At 54.9% G+C, this 25,896-nt stretch carries 29 protein-coding genes and 1 pseudogene; 11 read left to right on the top strand and 19 right to left on the bottom strand.

Features of this window, described 5'->3' with window-relative positions; all coding sequences use genetic code 11:
• Positions 1 to 89: 89 nt before the first annotated feature.
• Genes ptsH through crr form a run of 3 tightly spaced genes read left to right on the top strand, consistent with a single transcriptional unit; the run spans position 90 to position 2,673 of the window.
• A complete protein-coding gene (ptsH, locus tag ACLJNW_RS20095) occupies positions 90 to 347 on the top strand; it encodes a phosphocarrier protein Hpr (protein ID WP_000487600.1) in 258 nt (85 codons plus the stop codon).
• A 48-nt stretch (positions 348 to 395) separates the two neighbouring features.
• Positions 396 to 2,123: a phosphoenolpyruvate-protein phosphotransferase PtsI gene (ptsI, locus tag ACLJNW_RS20090; RefSeq protein WP_000623114.1), complete on the top strand. Its 1,728-nt coding sequence runs from the start codon at positions 396 to 398 to the stop codon at positions 2,121 to 2,123.
• A gap of 40 nt (positions 2,124 to 2,163) precedes the next feature.
• Positions 2,164 to 2,673 (top strand): PTS glucose transporter subunit IIA, encoded by a 510-nt coding sequence (crr, locus tag ACLJNW_RS20085; RefSeq protein WP_000522253.1) that lies wholly within the window; start codon positions 2,164 to 2,166, stop codon positions 2,671 to 2,673.
• 149 nt (positions 2,674 to 2,822) lie between these two features.
• Here the strand turns inward: crr and ACLJNW_RS20080 are convergent, their stop codons facing one another.
• A complete protein-coding gene (locus ACLJNW_RS20080) occupies positions 2,823 to 3,062 on the bottom strand; it encodes a hypothetical protein (RefSeq protein WP_000844543.1) in 240 nt (79 codons plus the stop codon).
• Positions 3,059 to 3,925, bottom strand: coding sequence for a pyridoxine/pyridoxal/pyridoxamine kinase (gene pdxK / locus ACLJNW_RS20075; protein ID WP_000529613.1), 867 nt, complete (start codon positions 3,923 to 3,925; stop codon positions 3,059 to 3,061). The genes ACLJNW_RS20080 and pdxK overlap by 4 nt, the downstream gene beginning before the upstream one ends.
• Positions 3,926 to 4,007: 82 nt before the next feature.
• Here pdxK and ptsJ point away from each other — a divergent pair, with 82 nt between their 5' ends.
• From ptsJ to ACLJNW_RS20055, 4 genes are read left to right on the top strand one after another with little or no spacing between them, the layout of a single operon-like run.
• Positions 4,008 to 5,300, top strand: coding sequence for a transcriptional regulator PtsJ (gene ptsJ, locus ACLJNW_RS20070; protein ID WP_023203837.1), 1,293 nt, complete (start codon positions 4,008 to 4,010; stop codon positions 5,298 to 5,300).
• Positions 5,301 to 5,314: 14 nt separating this feature from the next.
• Positions 5,315 to 6,034 (top strand): type 1 glutamine amidotransferase, encoded by a 720-nt coding sequence (locus tag ACLJNW_RS20065; RefSeq protein WP_023203838.1) that lies wholly within the window; start codon positions 5,315 to 5,317, stop codon positions 6,032 to 6,034.
• A 58-nt stretch (positions 6,035 to 6,092) separates the two neighbouring features.
• Positions 6,093 to 6,473 (top strand): YfeK family protein, encoded by a 381-nt coding sequence (locus tag ACLJNW_RS20060; protein ID WP_077910381.1) that lies wholly within the window; start codon positions 6,093 to 6,095, stop codon positions 6,471 to 6,473.
• Positions 6,474 to 6,485: 12 nt separating this feature from the next.
• The gene (locus tag ACLJNW_RS20055) at positions 6,486 to 7,025 is read left to right on the top strand and encodes a transglycosylase domain-containing protein (protein ID WP_001540567.1); all 540 of its coding nucleotides are present in this window, start codon (positions 6,486 to 6,488) and stop codon (positions 7,023 to 7,025) included.
• A gap of 130 nt (positions 7,026 to 7,155) precedes the next feature.
• Here the strand turns inward: ACLJNW_RS20055 and cysM are convergent, their stop codons facing one another.
• The 10 genes from cysM to ACLJNW_RS20005 form a co-directional block, all read right to left on the bottom strand.
• Positions 7,156 to 8,067 carry a cysteine synthase CysM gene (gene cysM / locus ACLJNW_RS20050; RefSeq protein ID WP_023203839.1) on the bottom strand — a complete coding sequence of 304 codons (912 nt, stop codon included), beginning with the start codon at positions 8,065 to 8,067 and terminating at the stop codon, positions 7,156 to 7,158.
• A 120-nt stretch (positions 8,068 to 8,187) separates the two neighbouring features.
• Positions 8,188 to 9,282 carry a sulfate/thiosulfate ABC transporter ATP-binding protein CysA gene (gene cysA / locus ACLJNW_RS20045; RefSeq protein WP_000021072.1) on the bottom strand — a complete coding sequence of 365 codons (1,095 nt, stop codon included), beginning with the start codon at positions 9,280 to 9,282 and terminating at the stop codon, positions 8,188 to 8,190.
• Positions 9,272 to 10,147: a sulfate/thiosulfate ABC transporter permease CysW gene (cysW, locus tag ACLJNW_RS20040; RefSeq protein ID WP_000852705.1), complete on the bottom strand. Its 876-nt coding sequence runs from the start codon at positions 10,145 to 10,147 to the stop codon at positions 9,272 to 9,274. The genes cysA and cysW overlap by 11 nt, the downstream gene beginning before the upstream one ends.
• Positions 10,147 to 10,980 carry a sulfate/thiosulfate ABC transporter permease CysT gene (gene cysT, locus ACLJNW_RS20035; RefSeq protein ID WP_023203840.1) on the bottom strand — a complete coding sequence of 278 codons (834 nt, stop codon included), beginning with the start codon at positions 10,978 to 10,980 and terminating at the stop codon, positions 10,147 to 10,149. The genes cysW and cysT overlap by 1 nt, the downstream gene beginning before the upstream one ends.
• Positions 10,980 to 11,996: a thiosulfate/sulfate ABC transporter substrate-binding protein CysP gene (gene cysP / locus ACLJNW_RS20030; protein WP_024154781.1), complete on the bottom strand. Its 1,017-nt coding sequence runs from the start codon at positions 11,994 to 11,996 to the stop codon at positions 10,980 to 10,982. The genes cysT and cysP overlap by 1 nt, the downstream gene beginning before the upstream one ends.
• A gap of 157 nt (positions 11,997 to 12,153) precedes the next feature.
• The gene (gene ucpA, locus ACLJNW_RS20025; RefSeq protein ID WP_000517460.1) at positions 12,154 to 12,945 is read right to left on the bottom strand and encodes an SDR family oxidoreductase UcpA; all 792 of its coding nucleotides are present in this window, start codon (positions 12,943 to 12,945) and stop codon (positions 12,154 to 12,156) included.
• Positions 12,946 to 13,182: 237 nt separating this feature from the next.
• Positions 13,183 to 14,082, bottom strand: coding sequence for a porphyrinogen peroxidase (gene yfeX, locus ACLJNW_RS20020; protein ID WP_000084583.1), 900 nt, complete (start codon positions 14,080 to 14,082; stop codon positions 13,183 to 13,185).
• A gap of 94 nt (positions 14,083 to 14,176) precedes the next feature.
• Positions 14,177 to 14,752, bottom strand: a complete 576-nt coding sequence (locus tag ACLJNW_RS20015) for an RpoE-regulated lipoprotein (RefSeq protein WP_000838968.1) — start codon at positions 14,750 to 14,752, stop codon at positions 14,177 to 14,179.
• A 61-nt stretch (positions 14,753 to 14,813) separates the two neighbouring features.
• On the bottom strand, positions 14,814 to 15,263 hold the full coding sequence (locus tag ACLJNW_RS20010) for a DUF2919 domain-containing protein (RefSeq protein ID WP_000842940.1): 450 nt from the start codon (positions 15,261 to 15,263) through the stop codon (positions 14,814 to 14,816).
• Positions 15,250 to 15,675 (bottom strand): GNAT family acetyltransferase, encoded by a 426-nt coding sequence (locus ACLJNW_RS20005; RefSeq protein ID WP_000406008.1) that lies wholly within the window; start codon positions 15,673 to 15,675, stop codon positions 15,250 to 15,252. The genes ACLJNW_RS20010 and ACLJNW_RS20005 overlap by 14 nt, the downstream gene beginning before the upstream one ends.
• 212 nt (positions 15,676 to 15,887) lie before the next feature.
• On the opposite strand from ACLJNW_RS20005, the gene amiA reads away from it, so the two are divergent.
• From amiA to ACLJNW_RS19985, 4 genes and pseudogenes are all read left to right on the top strand, one after another.
• Entirely contained in the window at positions 15,888 to 16,757 is an 870-nt protein-coding gene (amiA, locus tag ACLJNW_RS20000) for an N-acetylmuramoyl-L-alanine amidase AmiA (RefSeq protein WP_000102880.1), read from the top strand.
• A gap of 2 nt (positions 16,758 to 16,759) precedes the next feature.
• A complete protein-coding gene (gene hemF, locus ACLJNW_RS19995) occupies positions 16,760 to 17,659 on the top strand; it encodes an oxygen-dependent coproporphyrinogen oxidase (protein ID WP_000801339.1) in 900 nt (299 codons plus the stop codon).
• 26 nt (positions 17,660 to 17,685) lie between these two features.
• A complete protein-coding gene (locus ACLJNW_RS19990; protein ID WP_024154782.1) occupies positions 17,686 to 18,357 on the top strand; it encodes a hypothetical protein in 672 nt (223 codons plus the stop codon).
• Positions 18,357 to 18,419 (top strand): annotated as a pseudogene (locus ACLJNW_RS19985) (hypothetical protein); the annotation flags it as partial. The gene ACLJNW_RS19990 and the pseudogene ACLJNW_RS19985, both read left to right, overlap by 1 nt.
• 199 nt (positions 18,420 to 18,618) lie before the next feature.
• On the opposite strand, the gene eutR reads toward ACLJNW_RS19985, so the two are convergent.
• From eutR to eutH, 7 genes are read right to left on the bottom strand one after another with little or no spacing between them, the layout of a single operon-like run.
• A complete protein-coding gene (eutR, locus tag ACLJNW_RS19980; protein ID WP_000753665.1) occupies positions 18,619 to 19,671 on the bottom strand; it encodes an HTH-type transcriptional regulator EutR in 1,053 nt (350 codons plus the stop codon).
• A gap of 47 nt (positions 19,672 to 19,718) precedes the next feature.
• Positions 19,719 to 20,213, bottom strand: a complete 495-nt coding sequence (gene eutK / locus ACLJNW_RS19975) for an ethanolamine utilization microcompartment protein EutK (RefSeq protein WP_017441394.1) — start codon at positions 20,211 to 20,213, stop codon at positions 19,719 to 19,721.
• A gap of 12 nt (positions 20,214 to 20,225) precedes the next feature.
• Positions 20,226 to 20,885: an ethanolamine utilization microcompartment protein EutL gene (gene eutL, locus ACLJNW_RS19970; RefSeq protein WP_001111056.1), complete on the bottom strand. Its 660-nt coding sequence runs from the start codon at positions 20,883 to 20,885 to the stop codon at positions 20,226 to 20,228.
• A gap of 9 nt (positions 20,886 to 20,894) precedes the next feature.
• Entirely contained in the window at positions 20,895 to 21,791 is an 897-nt protein-coding gene (eutC, locus tag ACLJNW_RS19965; RefSeq protein WP_000372354.1) for an ethanolamine ammonia-lyase subunit EutC, read from the bottom strand.
• An 18-nt stretch (positions 21,792 to 21,809) separates the two neighbouring features.
• Positions 21,810 to 23,171, bottom strand: a complete 1,362-nt coding sequence (gene eutB, locus ACLJNW_RS19960; RefSeq protein ID WP_000769990.1) for an ethanolamine ammonia-lyase subunit alpha — start codon at positions 23,169 to 23,171, stop codon at positions 21,810 to 21,812.
• A gap of 11 nt (positions 23,172 to 23,182) precedes the next feature.
• On the bottom strand, positions 23,183 to 24,586 hold the full coding sequence (eutA, locus tag ACLJNW_RS19955; RefSeq protein WP_001097510.1) for an ethanolamine ammonia-lyase reactivating factor EutA: 1,404 nt from the start codon (positions 24,584 to 24,586) through the stop codon (positions 23,183 to 23,185).
• Positions 24,583 to 25,809: an ethanolamine utilization protein EutH gene (gene eutH / locus ACLJNW_RS19950; protein ID WP_000512393.1), complete on the bottom strand. Its 1,227-nt coding sequence runs from the start codon at positions 25,807 to 25,809 to the stop codon at positions 24,583 to 24,585. The genes eutA and eutH overlap by 4 nt, the downstream gene beginning before the upstream one ends.
• Positions 25,810 to 25,896: the final 87 nt, after the last annotated feature.

The raw sequence follows: 25,896 nt of genomic DNA, 5'->3' as shown, positions 1-25,896 counted from the left end.
TACGCCGGCGCTAACAATACAGGCTAAAGTTGAGCCGCCAGGCTAGACTTTAGTTCCACAACACTAAACCTATAAGTTGGGGAAATACAATGTTCCAGCAAGAAGTTACCATTACCGCTCCGAACGGTCTGCACACCCGCCCTGCTGCTCAGTTTGTTAAAGAAGCAAAAGGCTTCACTTCTGAGATTACTGTGACTTCCAACGGCAAAAGCGCCAGCGCGAAAAGCCTGTTTAAACTGCAGACTCTGGGCCTGACTCAAGGCACCGTCGTCACCATCTCCGCAGAAGGTGAAGATGAGCAGAAAGCGGTTGAACATCTGGTCAAACTGATGGCGGAACTCGAGTAAGTTTTTTTCCGGGTTCTTTTAAAAATCAGTCACAAGTAAGGTAGGGTTATGATTTCAGGCATTTTAGCATCCCCGGGTATCGCTTTCGGCAAAGCACTGCTGCTGAAAGAAGACGAAATCGTCATTGACCGGAAAAAAATTTCTGCCGACAAGGTTGATCAGGAAGTTGAACGTTTTCTGAGCGGTCGTGCCAAGGCATCTGCGCAACTGGAAGCGATCAAGACAAAAGCTGGTGAAACGTTCGGTGAAGAAAAAGAAGCCATCTTTGAAGGGCATATTATGCTGCTCGAAGATGAGGAGCTGGAGCAGGAAATCATAGCCCTGATTAAAGATAAGCACATGACGGCTGACGCAGCCGCACATGAAGTTATCGAAGGTCAGGCCACTGCCCTGGAAGAACTGGATGATGAATACCTGAAAGAGCGCGCGGCTGACGTACGTGATATCGGTAAGCGCCTGCTGCGCAACATCCTGGGTCTGGCCATTATCGATCTGAGCGCGATTCAGGAAGAAGTTATCCTGGTTGCCGCTGACCTGACGCCGTCAGAAACCGCGCAGCTGAACCTGCAGAAAGTGCTGGGCTTCATCACCGACGCGGGCGGACGCACGTCTCATACCTCCATCATGGCGCGTTCTCTGGAACTGCCGGCGATCGTAGGTACCGGTAGCGTCACCGCTCAGGTGAAAAACGGCGACTATCTGATTCTGGATGCCGTAAACAACCAGGTTTACGTCAACCCGACCAACGATGTTATTGAGCAACTGCGCGCCGTCCAGGAGCAGGTTGCGACCGAGAAAGCGGAACTCGCAAAACTGAAAGATCTGCCAGCAATCACGCTGGATGGACATCAGGTTGAAGTTTGCGCCAACATCGGTACCGTTCGTGACGTTGAAGGCGCTGAGCGTAACGGCGCGGAAGGCGTTGGTCTGTATCGTACTGAATTCCTGTTCATGGATCGCGACGCGCTGCCGACGGAAGAAGAGCAGTTTGCCGCCTATAAAGCGGTCGCTGAAGCGTGCGGCTCGCAGGCGGTTATCGTCCGTACCATGGACATTGGCGGCGACAAAGAGCTGCCGTACATGAACTTCCCGAAAGAAGAGAACCCGTTCCTGGGCTGGCGCGCCGTGCGTATCGCCATGGATCGCAAAGAGATCCTGCGTGACCAGGTTCGCGCGATTCTGCGTGCCTCCGCTTTCGGTAAATTGCGCATTATGTTCCCGATGATCATCTCTGTTGAAGAAGTTCGCGCGCTGCGCAAAGAGATTGAAATCTACAAACAGGAACTGCGTGACGAAGGTAAAGCATTTGACGAAAGCATTGAGATTGGCGTGATGGTGGAAACACCAGCTGCGGCGACAATTGCGCGTCATTTAGCCAAAGAAGTTGATTTCTTTAGTATCGGCACCAATGATTTAACGCAGTACACCCTGGCAGTTGACCGTGGTAATGATATGATTTCACACCTTTACCAGCCAATGTCACCGTCCGTACTGAACTTGATCAAGCAAGTTATTGATGCTTCTCATGCAGAAGGTAAATGGACTGGCATGTGTGGTGAGCTTGCAGGCGACGAACGTGCTACACTTCTGTTGCTGGGGATGGGTCTGGACGAATTCTCTATGAGCGCCATTTCTATCCCGCGCATTAAGAAGATTATCCGTAACACGAACTTCGAAGATGCGAAGGTGTTAGCAGAGCAGGCTCTTGCTCAACCGACAACGGACGAGTTAATGACGCTGGTTAACAAGTTCATTGAAGAAAAAACAATCTGCTAATCCACGAGATGCGGCCCAATTTACTGCTTAGGAGAAGATCATGGGTTTGTTCGATAAACTAAAATCTCTGGTTTCTGATGATAAGAAAGACACCGGAACTATTGAGATTGTTGCCCCGCTCTCTGGCGAGATCGTCAACATCGAAGACGTGCCGGATGTAGTTTTTGCTGAAAAAATCGTTGGTGATGGCATCGCTATCAAACCAACCGGTAACAAAATGGTCGCCCCTGTTGACGGCACCATCGGCAAAATCTTTGAAACCAACCATGCGTTCTCTATCGAATCCGATAGCGGCATTGAGCTGTTCGTTCACTTCGGTATCGACACCGTTGAGCTGAAAGGCGAAGGCTTCAAGCGTATTGCTGAAGAAGGTCAGCGCGTGAAAGTTGGCGATCCGGTCATCGAGTTCGATCTGCCGTTGCTGGAAGAAAAAGCCAAGTCTACCCTGACTCCGGTTGTTATCTCCAACATGGATGAAATCAAAGAACTGATCAAACTGTCCGGTAGCGTGACCGTGGGTGAAACTCCGGTTATCCGCATTAAGAAGTAATTCTTGCCGCAGTGAAGAATGGCGCCTTTGGGCGCCATTTTTTTTGCCTGTACTTGCGCCGCCATCCGGCGATGGTGTGGCGCACTGCCTGATGGCGCTACGCTTATCAGGCCTACAAGGTTGCGAACATTTCAGCGCCAATCCACGGGTTACAACTGCGAGGTCACCGGGCGAAAGCACTTCTCGCGCATCAGGATCTTCATCCCATTCGGGCCACTCTCCAGCATCCTGCGTTCGGAATCGGACACTTGCAGCTCGCACTGATAGCCGCCAGTGATGCCAAACATCGCTCGCGCCACGCAGATATCTTCCAGCGCGTCCAGCCCGCTCGTTTCAAAATGCCCCACGATACGCCCCTGCTGGCGAACTACCAGCCGATAACTCTTCATCGCGCCTCCCCTGCCGGCGGCAGAATTAACTCATCACAGCCACACTGCTGTGTCCAGGTCATCACCTCCAGCACGCGCTGCGCCGCATCTTTTGCCGCGGTCGTCAGTTTTTTCCCCTGCACAATACCGCTGACCAGCTCGGCGCAGAAGAGATCTCCCGTCCCTTTTAATTCCGTCGCCACCCGCGGATGGGCAAAGACCTCTACGACCTGCGCAGTAACGACAGCAACCGTTATGGTCTCCAGAGATTCGCCCGGCGCGCTGGTGATAACCACCCATTTCAGCGTATCGGAAAGCAGCGATTGCGCCGCCGCCACCGCCTCTTCCAGCGTGCGGCACGGTTTACCACTCAGCATCTCCAGCTCAAATACGTTCGGCGTTAGCCCCTGCGCCTGCGGCAACAAATGTGTGCGATAAGCCTGCGGAATTTCCGCCTGCACATACATTCCACTGTCGGTATCGCCAATGACCGGATCGACAAGAATACACACCTCCGGATGCGAAGCCCGGATCGCCATTAGCCACTTCGACAGCAAGACAATTTGGTCTGCGCTGCCCATGTAACCGGTGGTAATCGCTTTTAATTCACGTAGCGCATCGCGCTCATTCAACGCCGTAAGGTAGCCTGCAAACCACTCGGCGGGAATAATGCCGCCATAAAAGGTTTTATAGTGCGGCGTATTGCTGAATAGCACCGTCGGGACCGCCGTCACGCGTAGTCCCTGCGCTTTAATGGCCGGAACAGCGATACTGTTGCCTACGCTGCCGTACACGACCTGTGACTGGACGGCGACGATATCGGTCTGTAATGCCCGATGGTTGTCGTCGAAGAGCACTGACTGAATATCACTCTCTTGTCCCATAAAATTTTCCTCTCGCTGGACAGCAGGCTACCGCCTCATTATCATTGTCATATGCTAAAATTCATTTTGTCATAGGTCAATAATGATCGACGGAAAAACCGCTAACGAAATTTTTGACAGTATCCGTCAACACATTATCGCCGGCACGTTACGGGCGGAGGATTCGCTCCCGCCGGTACGGGAGCTGGCAAGCGAATTAAAGGTGAACCGCAATACCGTCGCAGCGGCGTATAAACGGCTGATAACGGCGGGACTGGCGCAAAGTTTAGGCCGCAATGGGACGGTGATTAAAGGCAGTCCGTCTCCCGTAGCGCTGGAAGGCGGCGATCCGCATACGCCTCTGCACGACCTTTCCGGCGGCAATCCCGATCCGCAGCGTCTGCCTGACCTTAGCCGTTATTTTGCCCGTCTCAGCCGCACGCCGCATCTCTACGGCGATGCGCCCGTTTCCCCTGAACTACACGCCTGGGCGGCGCGCTGGCTACGGGATGCCACCCCCGTCGCAGGCGAAATTGATATCACCAGCGGAGCTATCGACGCCATTGAAAGACTGCTTTGCGCGCATCTGCTGCCGGGCGACAGCGTCGCGGTGGAAGATCCCTGTTTTTTAAGCAGTATCAATATGCTGCGCTATGCCGGTTTTAGCGCCAGCCCGGTCAGTGTGGATAGCGAAGGAATGCAGCCTGAAAAGCTGGAACAGGCGCTAAACCAGGGCGCGCGGGCAGTGATCTTAACGCCGCGCGCGCACAACCCTACCGGCTGTAGCCTGAGCGCTCGCCGTGCCGCTGCGCTGCAAAATATACTGGCGCGTTACCCTCAGGTAGTGGTCATTATCGACGATCACTTCGCCCTGCTTTCTTCGTCGCCCTGGCAGCCGGTTATTGCGCAGACAACGCAACACTGGGCGGTGATACGCTCCGTTTCCAAAACCCTCGGCCCCGATTTACGTCTTGCTATTGTCGCCAGCGACAGCGCGACCTCGGCAAAACTTCGGCTGCGGCTAAATGCCGGTAGTCAGTGGGTCAGCCATCTGTTACAGGATCTGGTCTACGCCTGCCTGACCGACCCTGAGTATCAGCACAGGCTGGCGCAAACGCGGCTGTTTTACGCCGCCCGGCAACAAAAACTGGCCCGCGCCCTACAGCAATATGGCATCGCCATTTCTCCCGGCGACGGCGTGAATTCCTGGCTCCCGCTGGACACCCATAGCCAGGCTACCGCGTTTACGCTGGCAAAATCCGGCTGGCTGGTACGTGAGGGAGAAGCCTTTGGCGTAAGCGCGCCGTCTCACGGTCTACGTATCACGCTGTCGACATTAAATGACAGCGAGATCAACACGCTGGCGGCTGATATCCATCAGGCGCTAAATCGCTAACAGGAGAAAATAACGTGCGAGTTCATTTTGTTGTCCATGAGTCGTTTGAATCCGCTGGCGCTTATCTGAAATGGGCTGAAGATCGCGGTTATACCATTTCATGGTCGCGCGTCTATGCCGGAGAAGCGCTACCGCCCAATGCCGATGAGTTCGATATGCTCGTGGTATTTGGCGGTCCGCAGTCGCCGCGCACCACCCGCGAAGAGTGCCCGTACTTTGACTCTCGCGCCGAACAGCACTTAATTAATCAGGCGATTACGGCCCGGCGAATGGTTATCGGCATTTGTCTTGGTTCGCAGCTCATTGGCGAGGCGCTGGGCGCCGCGGTGTGCCAAAGTCCGGAAAAAGAGATTGGTCACTACCCTATTACGCTCACTGAAGCCGGTCTGCGGCATCCGCTTATCACCCACTTTGGCTCCCCGTTAACCGTCGGCCACTGGCACAACGATATGCCAGGACTCACCGATCAGGCGACCGTGCTGGCCGAAAGCGAAGGCTGTCCACGTCAGATAGTGCAGTACGGCAATTTTGTCTACGGCTTCCAGTGTCATATGGAATTTACCGCTGAGGCGGTTGAAGGATTAATCCAACATTCGCAGCAGGAGCTGGCCGACGCGCAAGGGATGCGTTTTATCCGCTCGGTCGCCGAGATGCGCGCATGGGATTACCAGCAGATGAATGAAAAGCTGTGGCGTTTTCTGGATGAACTCACGCTGGCGCACTCACAGAAATAACCACACCAGGAGTGCAACTTATTACCCGGCTAACGGTCTGAGGTGCAGTGATTATCGCATGAAAAAGGATTTTACCATGAAGAAAATTGTCTGCGCCGTCGTTGCGCTCCTGCTGACCCTACCCGCCTGGGCGAAGCTAAACGCCCACGAAGAAGCGCGCATTAACGCCATGCTGAATGCGCTGGCGCAGAAAAAGGATCTGACCTTCGTTCGTAACGGTGATGCGCATAACTGCGAGGAAGCCGTATCGCACCTGCGCTTAAAACTGGGTAACACGCGCAATCGTATCGACACCGCCGAACAGTTTATCGATAAAGTCGCGTCGTCGTCGTCCATCACCGGAAAGCCCTATATCGTTAAAATTCCCAGTAAAAGCGATGAAAACGCGCAGCCTTATTTACATGCGCTTATTGCGGAAACGGATAAGAATGTTGAGTAAGAAAAAATCATAATGCCAGGCGTGTTACTGTGGTTTTTTAAAGGCGTTATCGCGCTTCTGTTAGCGTTTGCTGTAGGGTTAATCGTTTACTATTATCTGGAAATTCGTCCCATAGCCCAGACCGCATTACAGAGCGCCTCTTTCTGGTTGTCCGAATCGCCGCAGACGCGTTTTTTGCGCCGCGCTGCGGCCAAAATACATCCCAAATCTTATACTGCCAGATTACTCTATACCCAAGCTGGCGTGGATGGGCATTTCAGGACCGCGATCTGGGTGTTCTGGTTGGACAGCCTGTACCGCGACGACGAGCTGTATGCCATGATGCTGGCGCAAGCGTATTATGGCCGGGATTCGCAGGGTAACGCGGTTTACGGTACGAAAAATGCAGCGTTAACGTTATTTCACGTACCAGTGACAGAGATGACCTGCCAGCAACAAGTACAACTGATTTATATGTTTAAAGCGCCGTCACTTTACCGGCCTGGTTCAGCCAGGCTGGTAGAAAGCAGCAAGCATTACATGACGCTTTGCCAGGAACAAATACAACAATAAGAACAACAGACGAGCTTTTATTATAAAAAACGGCGGTAATGCGCTGGCGCACATAGAAAATCGGCAAGATATTCCCGCCTGTCAAAGGCGCCGTTGCCTGTGTATATCCCAATCAGCTGAACTCATTAGTTTAAATCCCTGCCCCCTGGCTGAAATGCTCTTCACCAAACACGCCGGTAGACAAGTAACGGTCGCCGCGATCGCAGATGATCGCCACCACTATCGCGCCGGGCGTGGCACGTGCGACGCGTAACGCACCCGCTACCGCGCCGCCGGAACTCACGCCGCAGAAAATGCCTTCACGAACGGCCAGTTCACGCATGGTGTTTTCGGCATCATTCTGATGAATATCCAGCACCTGATCCACCAGGCTGGCGTTGAAAATGCCCGGCATATATTCCGCTGGCCAGCGGCGAATGCCCGGAATACTGCTGCCCTCTTCCGGCTGTAGGCCAACGATAGTGACCGGTTTTTCCTGCTCGCGCAGAAAACGCGACACGCCGGTAATGGTGCCGGTCGTGCCCATGCTGGAGACAAAATGGGTGATGCGACCTGACGTTTGCCGCCAGATTTCCGGGCCGGTGGTGGTGTAGTGAGCGTAGGGATTATCAGGATTATTAAACTGATCGAGCAGTTTACCTTCTCCACGTTCAGACATAGCGAGCGCTAAATCGCGCGCCCCTTCCATTCCCTGCTCTTTAGTGACCAGAATCAGTTCCGCGCCATAGGCCCGCATTGCCGCCCGACGCTCCTGGCTCATGTTGTCTGGCATCAACAGCTTCATGCGATAACCTTTCAGCGCGGCGATCATCGCCAGCGCAATGCCAGTGTTGCCGCTGGTCGCTTCAATCAGGACATCGCCCGGTTTAATTTCCCCGCGCTTTTCCGCCTCGACAATCATCGATAGCGCCGCGCGATCTTTCACCGATCCTGCCGGATTATTGCCTTCCAGCTTGACCCAGATTTCACTGCCGTTATCCGGCCCCAGACGTTGTAATTTGACCAGCGGCGTATTGCCGATGGTTTGTTCTAATGTATTCACGTTTTCAGCTCAATAAAAATGCCGGGTGGCGCTGTGCTTACCCGGCCTACAAAATCACGATATACGCTGTAGGCCCGGTAAGCGAAGCGCCACCGGGCGATAAACCTGCAAATTAACCTATCAGGCAGACTCCGCAAGAGCAAGCGCCTCATGGGGCTCAATACGCTGGTCGCCATGATAGAGACGTGCGTTCTGTAAGCCGACAAACAAACGCTCGCCGCGCTGCGGGACGTCGTCACCCGCCATCACCACCGTCAGCGGATCGTGATACCACCCCAGCGGCTGCACCACTAGCTGTGTATAGTGACCTTTCGGGCTGGCCTCAATGACCTGTACTGGTAGCGGAGAATCCAGGCTGGTGCGGCGGCTAATATCCACCTCCCACGGACGCAGGAACAGATCGACCGGCCCCTGGTACGCGGGCGTATAACCCAGCGGCCAGCGATGCGCGCCAACGTGAAACTGCCCGCCGCGGACGGTGCCTGTCAGGCGGTTCACCTCGCCCATAAACTCCAGTACGAAGCGGGTTGCCGGTTCACGCCACACTCGATCCGGCGCATCAGCCTGTTCGATATTGCCCTGACTCATCACCACCACCCGATCCGCCACTTCCGTCGCTTCTTCCTGATCGTGGGTGACAAAGACGCTGGTGAATTTCAGTTCTTCATGTAGCTGGCGCAACCAGCGACGTAACTCTTTACGTACCTGGGCATCCAGCGCGCCAAAGGGTTCATCCAGCAGTAGAATTTGCGGTTCTACGGCAAGCGCGCGCGCCAGCGCCACGCGCTGTTTTTGTCCGCCGGAAAGCTGGGCGGGGAAGCGATCCGCGAGGTGCGCCAGTTGCACCATCTCCAGCAATTGCGTCACTTTCGTTTTAATCGCCGCCGCAGTTGGGCGGTCGCGTCGCGGCAGCACCGTCAGGCCAAAAGCGATGTTGTCAAACACCGTCATATGGCGAAACAGCGCATAGTGCTGAAACACAAAACCGACTTTACGCTCACGCGCGTGCAGGCGGCTAACGTCCGTACCGTGGAAACGAATATGGCCGCTGGACTGATGTTCCAGCCCGGCAATAATGCGCAGCAGCGTCGTTTTACCGGAACCTGACGGCCCCAACAAGGCAACCATCTGGCCGGAAGGAATATCCAGCGAGATATCATTCAGTACCTGAGTGCGACCAAACGATTTCTTAATTCTGGCGATCTCAATGCTCATGATTTTCCTCCTGTTGCGCGCGTTTTTCCTGATTCTCCAGACGCCATTGCAACATGCTCTTCAAAAACAGGGTAATAATCGCCATTAGCGTCAACAATGCGGCGGCGGTAAAGGAGCCGACGGTGTTGTAGTCCTGCTCCAGTAATTCAATCTGTAACGGTAGCGATAACGTTTCGCCGCGAATCGAGCCGGACACCACCGACACCGCGCCAAACTCGCCAATCGCGCGGGCGTTGGTTAACACCACGCCGTAGAGTAGCGCCCAGCGAATATTCGGCAACGTCACGCGGCGAAACATTTGCCAGCCGGATGCGCCCAGTAAAATCGCCGCCTCATCTTCCTGACTGCCCTGGCTGAGCATCACTGGCACCAGTTCGCGCACCACAAACGGGCAGGTGACAAAAATAGTGACCAGTACCATCCCCGGCCAGGAGAACATCATTTGCAAATTATGCTCATCCAGCCAGCCGCCCAACGGGCCGTTGGAACCATAAAACAACAGATAAACCAGACCGGCCACCACCGGTGAGACGGCAAAGGGAATATCCAGCAGGGTCAGCAATAGCTGACGTCCGGGGAAGTTAAAGCGCGTCACCAGCCACGCCAGCAGAATACCGAACACCAGATTCACCGGCACTGCGATCAAGGCAATCAACACCGTCAGCCAGATGGCGTGCAGCATGTCCGGATCGGCCAGATTTTGCAGTACCGGCATTAACCCTTTGCTGAACGCCTGCACGAAGATGTAAATCATCGGCACCAGCAGGATAAACGCCGAAACCAGCATCCCGACGCCAATCAGAAACCATTTTCCCCAGTTAATGCGGGGGACGTCGTATCGCTTCAATTGAGTCACTTCCGCCATTAATGACCTACCACACGTCGACCAAAGCGACTTTGCAAGGTATTGATAGAGAACAGCAGCAGCAAGGATGCCGCAAGGATCACCGAGGCAATGGCGCTAGCGGCCGGGTAATCAAACTCCTGCAAGCGCACAAAAATCATCAGCGAGGTCACTTCTGTTTTCCAGGCGATATTTCCGGCGATAAAAATCACCGCGCCAAACTCGCCCAGGCTACGGGTAAAAGAGAGCGCCACGCCGGCAATCAGCGCAGGCGACAGCTCAGGCAGCACGACTTTGCGAAAACTTTGCAGCCGGGTGGCCCCCAGCGTTTGTGCCGCTTCTTCATATTCCGGCCCCAGCTCTTCCAGTACCGGCTGGACGGTGCGCACCACAAATGGAATACTGGTAAAGGCCATCGCCACCGCAATACCGAGCCAGGTATAGGTCACTTTGATATCATACTGCGCGAGAAACTGACCGTAGAAACCGTTCACTGAGAACAGCGAGGCCAGCGTTAACCCCGCTACCGCTGTCGGCAGCGCAAACGGCAGATCCATCAGCGCATCCAGCAACGTGCGCCCCGGAAAACGGTAGCGGGTTAAAATCCACGCCATCAGCAGGCCAAACACGCCATTAAAAATCGACGCCACAAATGCCGCCAGCAGCGTCACTTTATAGGCAGCCACCACCTGTGGGTTGGTCACAACATCCCAGTATTGCGCCCAGCTCATCTGTGAGAGCTGCATCACCAGTGCGCTCAACGGCAACAGCAGGATCAGGCAGACAAACAGCAAACTGGTGCCGAGGCTTAACGTAAAGCCGGGCAGCACGCGTCGGGAAGAAACGGCAAGCATTACTTACGCCCCGCCGCCAACAGTTTGTCCAGCTCGCCGCCGCTGGCAAAGTGCGTTTTCATCACTTCCGGCCAGGAACCAAACTTTTCTTCCACGCGGAACAGTTCGGTCTGCGGGAATTTATCTGCTTGCTTGCCCATGATTTCCGGGTTATTCACGCGGTAGTAGTAATGGGTGATGATGGTCTGCGCCTGCGGGCTATACAGCCAGTTCAGGTAAGCTTTGGTGGCTTTTTCTGTGCCGTTGGCCTTCACGTTTTTATCCACCCAGGCAACCGGGAATTCAGCAAGAATGTTCGTTTTCGGGATCACCACTTCAAATCCCTGGGCTTCATATTGTTTGCGGATGTTGTTCACTTCCGATTCAAAACTAATCAGCACATCGCCCAGACCACGCTCGGCAAAGGTAGTCGTAGCGCCGCGACCGCCGGTATCAAACACTTCGACGTTTTTCAGGAACTGGGTCATAAACTGTTCGGTTTTGGCTTTATCGCCGCCGTCCGCGTTATCCGCCGCGCTCCATGCCGCCAGATACGTGTAACGGGCGTTGCCGGAGGTTTTCGGGTTAGGGAAAATCAGCTTCACGTCGGAACGTACAAGATCGCTCCAGTCGTGAATATTTTTCGGGTTCCCCTTGCGCACCAGGAAGCCCATCGTGGAATAGAATGGCGAACTGTTGTTCGGCAGACGGCTTTGCCAGTCGGCAGGGATCAGTTTGCCTTTATCATGGAGAATCTGTACATCGGTCACCTGATTGTAGGTCACGACGTCTGCCTTCAGTCCCTGCAAAATCGCCAGCGCCTGTTTTGATGACCCGGCATGAGACTGCTTAATCGTCAGCTTATCGCCGCCGTTATCCTTCGCCCATTGTTGCTCAAACGGTGGGTTAAGGGCGGCAAACAGCTCGCGGGAGACATCGTATGAGCTGTTCAGCAGTTCCGTCGCCTGTACCTGACCGACCAGTAACAGAGACGCCGCCAGCGTCAGAGCATTTTTTTTCAGGAAGTTAACGGCCATTGCGCACCCTTATAAATTTAATGACTTTCTTATGGTCATCATATTTATAACCAGCGCTAAAGGAGTAACGGTTTTATATACCGTTTGATGATTTGAAAGTTGAAAAGGGAATAAGAGAATCCCTCCCCACGCGGCGCGGGGAGGAGACCGGCATCAATCAGACGCCTACGCTTACGCTTTCAGGCAGGGTACTGCCGCCATCAATGACGTTTTGCGTTCCGGTAAGATAGCTGGACTCATCGGAAGCCAGAAATGCCGCCAGTTCCCCTACTTCCAGCGGATCGGCAAGGCGGCGTAGCGGAATGGCTTTTGCCATTTCCGTTAATACCGATTCCGGATCGTCAGGGTTAGACTGACGGGCAATGCTTTCCGCCATCGGCGTTCTTACATAACCGGGGCAAATGGCATTCACGCGAATACCGGACTGCGCGTACTCTACCGCCAGCGATTTGGTTAAACCGACAATGGCGGCTTTTGACAGCGCATAGGCCGTTTCACCCGGGTCCGCCACCATATCTCCCGTGACGGAAGACATCATCACAATGCGGCCATCTTTACGTTTGATCATCTCCGGCAGGACGGCTTTGGTGACGTTCCAGACACCTTTAATATTAATATCAATGTGGAAATCGCGATCTTCTTCACTCATATCGAGGAAGTTGCCCAGACGGCACACGCCAGCGTTATTCACCAAAATATCAATTCTACCTTCAGTCTCTTTGGCGCGCGCAACCGCCGCCTGCACCGAAGCAAAATCTCTGACGTCAGCCTTAACGGCAGTACAGCGATGTCCGCGTCCGCCCAGCTCATCCGCCAGCTTTTCAATCTCATCGGAGATATCCAGCAAGATTAAGTTCGCGCCGTGGCGTGCGAATACGCGAGCGATCCCTTCGCCAATGCCCTGCGATGCGCCCGTAATCAATGCTGTCTTGCCCGTGAGTTTACCCATTTTCAATGTCTCCTTTTGAATATGGAGTCTTACACTCCATTAACACTGAAAATACAGTAATAACAAATAAGTGCTGAGGAATAGCTCACTAATTCAGGTAAATATTAGGTAAAAAAATCCCCGCGGAGGCGGGGATGGGCATTTTTATGCTGTTCTGCCTGATGGCGCTGCGCTTATCAGGCCTACCAATCGTAGGTCGAATAAAGCGTTTGCGCTGCCATCCGACAGGGTTTTACCTTATAGCGCTAACAGGCGATCCAGCGACGGCGCAAAATAGTAGCCGCCAGTCACCGGTTTGGTGAAGCGCAGCATTGCGTCGCGTTTACCGTCGGTATCGCCGAACATACTCAGAAGCTGCTGTTCGATATTGTGCAGGCGTGCGCAGTAAGCGCAGAAATAGAGACCATGAGTACCGCTGGCGGTGCCGTATGGCAGGCTCTGACGCACAATCTTCAGCCCTTTGCCATCTTCTTTGAGATCGACGCGGCTCAGGTGAGATGTTGCCGGACGCGCATCGCCGTCAATCTCTTCATTGGCTTCTTTGGTACGCCCGATCATCATCTCCTGATCGTGAATACTCATCCGGTTAAGTTGCTTGAGATTGTGTTCCCAACGCTGCACGAACACATAACTGCCGCCGGCATCCACGCCATCTTTGATCACCGCCACTTCACGACGCGTCTCTTCGCCTGCCGGGTTCTCTGTCCCGTCGACAAAGCCGCTCAGATCGCGTTCTTCCACCCAACGGAAGCCGTGAACTTCTTCTTTCACGTCGATACAGTCGCCGAAGGCTTCCATCGCCGCCTGAGCAACAGAAAAATTCACATCGTGGCGCAGGGAAAGGATATGGATCAGCACGTCATACTGCGTGGCCGGCGCCAGCCCTTTACCATAAGGAATAAAATCTTTCAGTTCTTCCGCCCCGACGCCGCCACTCAGGGCACGCCAGGTATTGTTGCCAAACGCCACAACGGCCCCAAGATGGGCGTCCGGAAATTTGACTTCGAAGGTCGCCAGTTTATCGGCAAATGTTCTGCTGGCCGCGCGCAGGGCGTCCAGGTCGCCTTTCACATTGGCTTCAATCCAAATTGCCGCACGGCAATGTTCCGGCAAAATGCCACTTTGAACCTGAGACATGATTCCTCCTGAAAATGAGAATGCCACGCAGTCGTGGCATTAATGGAGGCTATTTTACCTTGTTTTTAAGCGAAGCGGTTTGTTCAGGCGCAAATTAACGACGCCAGATAATTTTGCGCACGTCCCAGTTTTTTAAGACGTCATCAGGAGGCATTAAGCCTTCCGGTCCGCTCCACTCGCCGGAGAAAACATAGCTAATATGCTGACTTCCCTCAGCTTTACATTCGACGCTGGTATGGCTATCGCTGGAAACCGGCTCGCAGTGACCAAAAGCTTTGCTGTAAAGGTCGCTAAACGGCGTACCGATTTTGCCCCCCGCGGCGGTTGGGATATCGCTGTCCAGCACATCAATACGGCTCACGGTTCCCTGCTCGCCGTTGATCACCATCGCGACATTGTCGCCCTTCATCGCTTCGAAAAAGCGCACCACGTTGCCGTTATCGGTTTTCATACCGCTACGCAGGCGATAATCGCCATCTAATGCCTCTGCAATAGCCGGCTCTTCCAGCGGCGTGGCGGCGGTCAGCGCTCCCACGCCTTGCTCAGTGACTTCTGTCGAGGAACCAAACCAGTTCCATGGATTTGCGGCAGACCAGTTGACCGAGGAGAGCGTCGAGCAGCCGGTCAGCGCCAGCGGCAGTGCGAGTAAAGTCAAACGCAGCGATTTCATCTCACTTCCTTTCTTTTATTAATTAACGTTGGTTGGAGTGCGGGTTCGCCAAAAAGTGCCGTTATTCTTTCTCAAGGGAAAAACAGGCACGCAAACGTTGATTGGTTAACAGCCAGATCAGCGCGACGATGTCCGCCAGCAGCAGCGCCAGCCCGACGCCGTTGACCGGGTCGCCACCCAGCCACATCACCGGCAGCCAGCACAACGACACCAGTTGAGCAAGGATCAGGAGTCCGCGCAGCCAGCGCCACACACCAGGAACCGCTTCACGCCGCCCGCTGAGTAAAAATGCCACTACCGCCGGAACGCCGGGCAACAGCCCCAGCCAAAAATTGTCATGGTCGGGATAAAAAAAGTTTAACAAAGTATTACCCTGTCCACGGGATGAACCGGCAATGACAAAGAGTACCCAGGCGCGCGCCTGAAGTAGCAGTACGCACCAGAACAGAAACGGCAGGCGTAAACGTCCGTGTACATCATAATCGGCTGGATGAAACTCAGTACTCTTCATCTTCAATCAGGCGTTTACCCAAACTTAGGGCGTCAGAATGCTCATACCCCAGACGTTCATACATGCCCAGCACAACGTCGTTATCATCGCGCACCATAATTTGGATTTTCGGACACCCGCGAGCGATGAGTTTTTTTTCCAGCCGGTTAAGCAACGCATTCGCAATGCCGCGCCCGCGGAACTCCGGGTGAACGCCCAGGTAATACGCCGAGCCGCGATGCCCGTCATAACCGCCCATTACCGTACCGACGACTTCGCCGCTAACTTCCGCAACGAGGAACAAGCTGACATCGTGATTCACCTTGCGTTCAATATCCATTTCAGGATCGTTCCATGGACGCAGCAGGTCGCAACGCTCCCAGAGGGTAATCACCTCTTCGAAATCTTCCTGGCGAAAAACGCGTATTTCCATGGTATTCGTTGCCTTTTCGGGTGGAAAAACCAAGATTATGGCGCAAACATCTGATTCAGCCAATATCTGACGCGATGTAGCGGAAAAAATGGCATAATGGCGATGTGTCACGTATTGAAATGAAAAGTAAAACAATTCTCATCACCAACCGTCGTAACGGATTACGCGATACGATATAACATCTTGAACTTAATTTTCACAACTCAGGCCGTATGAGCACTTTTAAACTCCTAAAAACTCTCACATCGCGCCGCCAGGTACTCAAAACAGGTCTGGCGGCCCTGACGCTGTCAGGTATGTCGCACGCAATAGCCAAAGAAGAAACGCTAAAAACCAGTAATGGTCACAGCAAACCCAAAACCAAAAAAACCGGCAGTAAACGGTTGGTGATGCTCGACCCCGGACACGGCGGCATCGATACCGGCGCGATTGGCCGCAACGGTTCTCAGGAAAAACACGTCGTACTGGCAATTGCCAAAAACGTGCGCGCTATTTTGCGAAATCACGGAATCGATGCGCGTTTAACCCGGACAGGGGATACCTTTATTCCGCTGTACGATCGGGTGGAAATCGCCCATAAGCACGGCGCGGATCTGTTTATGTCCATTCATGCCGATGGTTTTACCAACCCGAAAGCAGCGGGCGCTTCCGTTTTTGCGCTTTCCAACCGCGGGGCCAGTAGCGCCATGGCGAAGTATCTCTCCGAGCGTGAAAACCGCGCGGACGAAGTGGCGGGTAAAAAAGCCACTGACCGGGATCATCTATTACAACAAGTTTTGTTTGATCTGGTGCAAACCGATACGATTAAAAACAGTCTGACGCTGGGTTCGCATATTCTCAAGAAAATCAAACCTATACATAAATTACACAGCCGCACTACCGAACAAGCGGCTTTCGTGGTGCTAAAATCACCGTCAATTCCGTCGGTACTGGTCGAAACCTCGTTTATTACCAATCCGGAAGAAGAACGCCTGCTGGGCACGACGGCGTTTCGCCAGAAAATCGCTACGGCGATCGCCAACGGCATCATCAGTTATTTTCACTGGTTTGATAATCAGAAAGCACACACGAAGAAACGGTAATCATGAAACCCGATGCACATCACGTAAAACAGTTTCTGCTACGCCTGCAGGATGATATTTGCCAAACGTTATCCGCTGTGGATGGCGCAAACTTTGTCGAAGATAGCTGGCGACGCGAAGCGGGCGGCGGCGGACGCAGCCGGGTATTACGCAACGGCGGGATTTTCGAACAGGCGGGCGTTAATTTCTCTCACGTTCACGGCGATGCAATGCCCGCGTCCGCCACCGCGCATCGGCCAGAACTCGCCGGGCGTAGCTTTGAAGCGATGGGCGTATCGCTGGTGGTGCATCCGCACAATCCGTATATTCCCACCAGCCATGCTAACGTGCGCTTTTTTATTGCCGAAAAACCGGGCGCCGATCCGGTATGGTGGTTTGGCGGCGGGTTCGATTTAACGCCCTACTACGGCTTTGAAGAGGATGCCGTTCACTGGCACCGCACCGCCCGCGACCTGTGCCAGCCGTTTGGTGACGATGTGTATCCGCGTTATAAAAAGTGGTGCGATGACTACTTTTTCCTCAAGCATCGTAACGAGCAGCGCGGTATCGGCGGCCTGTTTTTTGACGATTTGAATACGCCGGATTTCGACCACTGTTTTGCTTTTATGCAGGCGGTCGGTAACGGCTACACCGAGGCGTATTTACCGATTGTCGAACGACGCAAAGCGATGGTCTGGGGAGAGCGGGAGCGTAATTTTCAACTTTATCGCCGCGGTCGCTACGTGGAGTTCAATCTGGTATGGGACAGAGGCACCCTGTTTGGTCTGCAAACCGGCGGGCGCACTGAATCTATCCTGATGTCGATGCCGCCGCTGGTGCGCTGGGAGTACGACTGGCAGCCGGAAGCGGGTAGCCCGGAAGCGGCGCTGAGCGAGTTTATTCAGGTACGCGACTGGATTTAAACACATATGACATTAAGGAAGTAGCAATGAACGCCCGCCTCATCTCTGCGCCCTCATTATCCCCTGAAGAGCAAAAAAACAGGTTAGCTGAATTTTTTCGCGAATACTGGGGAACGCAACAAATAAACGATTACCATACAGATACAACGTTCCACGTGAACCATAAAAAACAGTATTGCGATCTACGATGGTCAGAAAAATATATTGATGTCGATTATTGGTGTAGCCGCGAAATACACCATAAAGAGTGGTCTAAGTTCCTGATCGCAATAACCACCGCACTGCATACCCCAATACCACCTTATTACCTTGATTTTAATCTTAAAGGGCGCCGAACAACTCTACGAAAAAGACATCGCCGCACAGAGAGTAAAATTGGATGTTTTATCTATCCTTATAAAGAAGATCCGGATGGGGGATGGGATTATAGTGTTGACTGTCTGATGATTTACGAGTCCGATTTTGAGATACTGGCCGCTGGAATTAATAAGCTATACCCACGAAATCATGAGGATAAGTCCTTTGATTACACAAGCTGGAATGAATTTACACTTGCTGAATGCGAGAAAATAATCTTGCACTGGCTGATAATTGCGCGCAGCAACGGAGAGTACGCTTCCTTTATTCAATATGTTATAGAATGGATACAACCGCTTCTGCATCAATATGATAGCATCATGATTGAAGGGAATTTATGATGCTTTACGGGTTTATCTGCCCCTCCTGCCAAACAACGGCAACGTCTTATCAGCAAACATAAACGTTCATCCTCATGACCTGATGACAAAACTGTTTTGCACGTTGTGCGCGCGGTTCCCCGGAGGCGGCGCTGGCGCGCCTTGTCCGGGCTACCAACCACAGACGGCAGCGAATCCGTAGGCCCGGTAAGGCGCCAGCCGCCACCGGGCAATTCCCGACACGCGCACGTTATCAGCAACCGGAGAGCCTACCCATCAATATCAAGCCCATTGCCGCATCCGTTGATGCAGCGTCAACGACGGTTTTTCGGCAAATAATTGCTGATAATCGGTGGCAAATTGCCCCAGATGCCAGAATCCCCACTGCATCGCGGCATCTTTGACCGTGGCGCTCTGCGACCACGGGCTAATCAGTTCCCGGCGTACTGCGTTTAAGCGAATACGTTTCAGCCACGCATTGGGGCCAATGCCCAAAATGGCGTGAAACGCATTTTGCAGCGTGCGACGGCTTACGTGTAGCTGGTTACATAAGTCGAGCACCGTCAGCGGCTCCGACATATTTTCCAGCACATATTCCCGCGCCCGCGACAGTAGCCTACGATATCCCTGATGGCTGATGCTTTCGGCGCTATGAATCGGCTTCGCCTCTTCCAGCATCGTGCCCATCGCCAGCAATAAATTATCACTCAAGACCTTACGCACCGCAGGTTGATGCAGGGTTTCAGGACTCTCGCTGAAGGTGGCCAGCGCCTGCTGCACAAAGCCCCACAGCGCCGCTTTATGCTGCTCTTTTACCTCCAGCGCTAACTGGTTACGCAGCATATGCAGCACCCTTTCCGGGTTATGCAAAAACGTGGCCTGACGGGAAATAACATCTTCCGAGATAACGACGCCCAGAATGGTGTAATCATCCGGCGTGCTCAGTTCAAACTCGGTGCCTCCCGGTCGGGTGGCAATCTCGGCGCTGCCGAGCCCCTGCGCGCCGATAAATCCCTGTTCGCCGCGCGTCGCCGGAATACCAAACCAGAAAGAGTTTGGCCAAACCAGACACGACTGACGCAGCGCCAGGCCGGTGTATTCACGGAACACCTGAATCTCATCAAGCAGGATTTCCGTGAACTCGCCATGAAATTTACCCGGGTGTAACTGATCGTAGATCTGCTGCCAGGCGGTGATAGTCAGAGCATGTTCATAGACATCCGTCGTCCGTCGCTGATGAACATTGTCCACCTCGACTCTGGGCGTAAGTTTAACGTCTTCGGGTAACGCTTCATGATAAAGATGGTGCAAATTCGCTGTACGGGTCTTTTTCATGATCTTCTATGCCGGACGCCCGCCAGGACGCCCGGCCCTCCGACAGATTAATTTTTGATGCGATAGCGACTACTGCGTTTACGCAACGCTCCGTCAGAAAAGAGTTGTTCCAGCACGTTTCTGGCCTGCTCCAGCGACCAGCCAAAATGCGCGGCAACCTCTCCCGCCGTCATTCCCTGGCGTACTGATGCCAGCAGCGCCAGTAACGCTTCAGCGAACTCAGGCGTTGCGGGTACCTGGGGCGCTTTCTCAGTCGGCGTTGTCGCACGCGCAAACCCGCCAATCAGCCACTGGGTGTCCTCTTCCGGACGACCAATTTCTTTGCGACTAATCACACGGCCTGTGCGCTGCGCGGCGGCGCTTCCGGCATCCAGCGCCGCACGACACGCCGCCAGATCGCCCTCCACCACCAGCGTTAGCCTGCCAGGGTCGAGCACTTGATGACTGAGCAAACGCACGTTGGCCGCTTTCAGCATGGCATCCGCCGCATCGACGGCGGCGACCATTCCGTCCACTTCCAGTAATCCCAGGGCATTGATCATTGGCAGCCTCCGTTACGCACGCTGGACAGGGTTACGGGCGATATCCAGCACGGCGTCGGTAAAGGCGTTGCAGGCGGCTTTACACGCGGCCTGGCTTCCCGTTAAGAACGCGGCCGAATAGTTGGTTTCCGACGGCGGCGGCACGTAAGTCACCAGCTGAACGTCAGCGGATTTCATCGCCGCGTCAATGCCGAATGTCGCTTCCAGCGGCGGCGCCACCAGATAGGCCATTGGATCGCCCAGCGCAATACCTGCGGTAGACGAGAGGTACGAGCCGGTACGCGAAACCACATGCGCCAGGAACGCGGTATTTTCCGCATCGTTCGCCCACTGGAACGCCGCGCCGTTTTCAATGCTGGCGACCATTGCATCCAGACCGGCGCGCACTTCCGCCGGGTTCGGTCCGCCCAGCATAATCAACACCTCACCGGCGGTAGGCGACGGCCCGTGAGCCGCCCCGGCATAGAGGGAGCGGCCATAGACCACTTCCACCATCGCCTGTTTTGTCGCTTCGTCAGCGGCAATATAGGTCACATCATCAGAATCTGCCGTGATGAGTCCGAGGCTACGTATATGTGGCGGTAATTTAAGTTCCCGCGCAAAGCCGTCATTCACGGAGGCAATCACGCGCATGGCAGTCACTGAAGGTCGAATCAAATCTAATGCAGGCATGATGTCTCCTTAACGGGTCATGTTGATGCCGGACGCTTTCTGCTCCAGCATCCGTTTGGCCAAATCCACAATCACGGCGGCGGCTTCTACTGGCGGCGTCCCCCCCTGATGAATGTTTGAAATACAGGTTCTGTCGGCCTCGACGGTGGTCGCCACGCGCGGGGAATAGACGGCGTAGCAGGAAAGACTTTCCGACTGCCCCAGCCCCGGACGTTCGCCCACCAGCAGGATGACGACCTTCGCGCCGAGAATTTCGCCAATCTGATCTTCAATCTTCACGCGGCCATAGCGCACAAAGAACGGCGTGCCGACGTTCAGCCCGGCCTGCTTCAGACCGGCAAGCAGCGGCGGCAGGATCTCTTCATAGTTGGCGGTGATCGCATCCGTAGAGAGGCCATCGGAGACCACTACCTGCACATCCGGGTTCATCACGCACTGCGACTTCAGCGCGTCAATGGCTTCCGGGCTCAGGCGACGCCCCATATCCGGGCGCGTCAGGTACAGGTTTTTGTCGCTGATCTCCGAACGCACTTCCAGCAGCCCTTGCGCTTTTACCCACTCTTCCGGCACTTCTTTGAGCACGGTGTCTTTCGAACGGGAGTGATCCGCCAGGAAGCGCAACAGCGCCTGGGTACGTGGACGTGGGCCAGCGCGCCCGGTACATACACGAGCAGCGGTACTGCGACGCAGTTCGGTCAGCACGTCCGCACGATGTGGGTTCTCGACGCCAATCCAGGCTTTTGCCTCTGCGGAACCTAAATCCAGCGCGCAGCTTTCGGTCACCGTCGGCGCGGCGCACTGCGGCTTTGCGCCTTCCTGCGTTGACGGCGCGACGGGCTGCGGTACGTCCTGTCCCATTGACGCCATCACGCTACGTACAATTTCTTCAATCTGTTTTTGATCCATGGTGTTATCCCCGCGTCATCAGAAGAACAGTGACGGATCGCCCGCCCGTTTGGTCAGACGACCGTTTGCCATAATGCCCATCGTTTCCAGCCAGCGTTCAAACTCCGGCGATGGCCGTAAATTCAGCAACTGACGGACGGTGGCGGTATCGTGGAAAGCGGTGGTCTGGTAGTTGAGCATGATGTCGTCGCCGAGCGGCATCCCCATGATGTAGTTACAGCCGGCAGTGGCGAGCAGAATCATCAGGTTTTCGTTAAGGTTCTGGTCGGCGTCGGCATGGTTGGTATAGCAGCAGTCGCAGCCCATCGAGATGCCGCTCAGCTTGCCCATAAAGTGATCTTCGAGACCGGCGCGGATAATCTGCCTGTCGTTGTAGAGATACTCCGGCCCGATAAAGCCCACCACGGTGTTCACCAGGAACGGATCGTAGTGGCGAGCCAGCCCGTAGTTACGCGCTTCCATCGTCACCTGGTCGGCACCAAAGTTCGCGCCAGCAGAGAGCGCAGACCCTTGCCCGGTTTCAAAGTACAGGCAGTTTTCCCCGGCGATGCGGTTGAACTCCGCCCCCACGGCCCGCGCTTCATCGAGCATGGCCAGCTCGACGCCGAACTCTTTTAAGCCCTTCTCGCTGCCGCAAATGCTCTGGAAAATCAGTCCGCCCGGCGCGCCGCGGCGAATCGCTTCAATCTGGGTGGTGACATGCGCCAGCACGCAGCCCTGGGTCGGAATATTGAATTTATCGATAACGCCGTAAACGGTGTCGAGCACGCGGGTCAGGTTCTCCACGTCATCGGTCACCGGGTTAACGCCGATCACCGCATCGCCTGCGCCGAAAGAAAGCCCTTCGTAGATTTGCGCGGCGATACTCTGTACATCGTCACGGGTATCGTTCGGCTGCAAACGGCAGCTAAAGGTGCCCGGAATACCGATGGTGGTATTGGCTTTTTTGATCACCGGCATTTTCTTGCCGCCGTAGATCAGGTCAGCGTTGGAGCAGATTTTCGCTACTGCCGCCACCACTTCGGAGGTCAGGCCTTTGCGGGTAAACGCGATGTCGTCCACGGAGGTTTCATCGCTCAGCACGTATTCACGCAGTTCGCTGATGCTCCAGTTTTTAATCCGGTTATAGGCCGTTTCGTTGACGTCGTCCTGAATCAGGCGCGTCACGCAGTCCTCTTCATAGGCAATCACCGGATTGTTGCGGATATCCGCCACCGTCATTTCCGACAGTACCTGTTTTGCCGCTACGCGCTCCTGCGAACTTGCCGCGGCAACCCCGGCCAGCACATCCCCCGAACGCAGTTCGTTGGCTTTGGCCAGTACCTCTTTTACATCCTTAAACTGATAAACATTGCCGAACAATGTGGTCTTTAGTTTCATAAGTCGTTCCCTCAGGAAGGAAATGCGAGTGATTTCACCGTCACCGGCACAACCGATCCGCCAAAAAGAGGCGTACCAATGTCGATATAGTCTCCCGCCCGCACGACCACCTCATCGATGACCGCCAGCGGAAGTTGCGGTAACTGTGGGCGCAATAACATGCCCAGCGCTTTACCAAAATCCTGCTCGGCCACCACCAGCAGGGGATGTGGATTGGGATAACGCGCGACAAAAGCCGTCAGCGCGTTGATGACCGTGAGTAATGCGGCGTAACGCACCGGAAGCGTGGCGGGAAGCGCCAGCACGTAAGCGTCGGTTTGCGGGTCGAGATCAAGCTGGAGAAGCGCCTGCCGCCAGGCGTTCACCAGATCGGCGTCATCCTGCGGGATCGCCACCGGCAGGTTGCGCAGCGGCAGTTGGACGTCTTCCAGCCAGATAGTACTGCCGGAAAGCGAGAGCGTATGGGCCCCCGCGCCAATCACCGTGGCGCGCACGGTTTGCGCCGGAAACTGCACGTTCATCTCGCGCAGACGCGGGTGCTCATGCAGCGCGGTCGCCAGCAGCGGCCCGATATCAGAAAAGCAGAACGGATCGGCAGGTTGGTTGCGGTAGCATTCACCTACCCCACCGGAAAGGGTGATCACCTCTGGCGTAATATCGGCGGGCAGCAGCCCGGTTTGCATCAGCGATTGCGCCAGCGGCGAGAGCGCGCCAGTGATAACCTCGACGATGAGATCCGCCATCCGCCGCGCCACCTGTCCCAACTGTGCGGCAGCTAAGGCGCGAGCATCAGTACCCGAACCGAACACCTCATCGATAATCATCTGCCCCGGCTGATGGGCATAAACCACGCGCCCCTGAGCATCGGTTTCCAGCAGGCGACCACCGACGTTAAGGCAGGCGGTGCCGCTGACTTTTCCCGCGTCAAACAGCGCGTAGTTAGACGTGCCGCCGCCGATATCAATATTCAGCACCCGGCACATCCGCTGCTCAGACAAGCTTTGCGCTCCGGCGCCGTGACCGGCAATGACCGATTCCAGATGCGGCCCGGCGCTGGCGACCACAAAGTCGCCCAGCGACTGCGAGAGCGCCATGACCGCCGGACGGGCGTTGCGGGTTTTGGCGCTTTCGCCGGTGATAATGATAGCCCCTGAGTCCACCGATTCAGGCGCGATGTCTGCGGCCTGATACTGGGCCAGAATCAGCGCTTTAAGTTCGGCCTCTTTCAGACCGCCCTGCTTATCCACGGGCGTAAAGAAGACCGGGCTTTGCCAGCTAATGTCGCGTTTGATGAATTCGTAGCGCGGCACCTGCGACACCGCCGCACGGTTAACCAACTCCAGGCGCGAGAAGATCACCTGCGTGGTGGTGGTGCCGATATCGATACCGACGCTCAGTAGCTGGCGAGTGTTCACGATTGCGCCTCCGCTTCGGTTTTCACCTGGGCGGCGTCATCTTTCGGCACCAGCATCATCGCCACGCCAATCGCCGTCACGCCGCCGATCAGCTTGCCGACAATCATCGGGAAGATCATGGCGTTCATGTTGGCGGCGGCGAAGCCTAAATGGTCGCCCAGCGCGAACGCCGCAGAGACGGCAAATGCGCAGTTAATCACTTTGCCGCGGGTATCCATCTGCTTCATCATGCCGAACATGGGGATATTGTTCGCCAGGGTCGCCACCATGCCTGCCGCCGCAATATTATTTACGTTCAGCAGCTTACCGACATTCATCAACGGTTTTTCAAACCAGCGGGTCAGTAACAGCACCATCGGATACGCGCCAAGCAGCACGCAGGAGATAGAGCCGATCACTTCAATGGCGCGCATCACTTCGCCGGGTTTGTCGCCTGGCGCCATAAAGATCGGGTCGAGTCCCGGAATCAACTCCCAACCCAACAGGAATTTAACCACCGCAGCCGCCAGACCGATGGTGATCAGCGCCACCAGAAATTTGGCGAAAATCTGGAAACCGTTGATCATTTTTTCCGGGATGAACTTCAGCCCCAGCGCTACCAGCACCGCGACGATCAAGACCGGGATCATGTTCATCAGGATCAGCGCGAAGGTAAACTCCACTGGCTGACCATTGATCTGCACGCCTGAGTACATGGCGATCACCCCCCCCGCAATGCAGCCAATGGGAATGGTGACGATACCCGCCAGTACGCCAAGCGCCAGGTAGCGGCGGTCAGACGGCTCGATAATGCCGAGCGCCACCGGAATGGAGAACACAATGGTCGGCCCCATCATCGACCCAAGTATTAACCCTGAGTATAGCCACGCCGCGACATCACCGCCGGCCAGCTCTTTGGCGAGGAAGAATCCGCCCATATCACAGGCCAGCAGCGTACCCGCGAACATGGATGGGTTCGCGCCCAGCATTTCGTATACCGGGATAATAACCGGCCCCAGTACATGCGCCAGCACCGGCGCCAGCGCGGTCATACCGACCATCGCCAGTCCCAACGCGCCCATCGCCATAAAGCCCTCTTCAAACTGGCCGCCAGACCCCTCGATACTCTTGCCAAATTTACCGAGGAAGCGCGCCGACCCGCCGAACTGCGACAGGATTCTGTCCACGGCGGCAATCAGCATAAAGAACATCATGATGTACATGATGATTTCGTTAATTCCCATAGCCCTTACTCCCTGCCATTTATGATTTATAGGCCGGATAAGACGTTTACGTCGCCTCCGGCATTAACGCCGTGTTATTGCCGGATG

It is taken from the genome of Salmonella sp. SAL4457, from assembly GCF_046548235.1.
GTDB classification, from domain to species: domain Bacteria; phylum Pseudomonadota; class Gammaproteobacteria; order Enterobacterales; family Enterobacteriaceae; genus Salmonella; species Salmonella enterica.
This window is presented reverse-complemented; position numbering and strand designations above follow the sequence as displayed.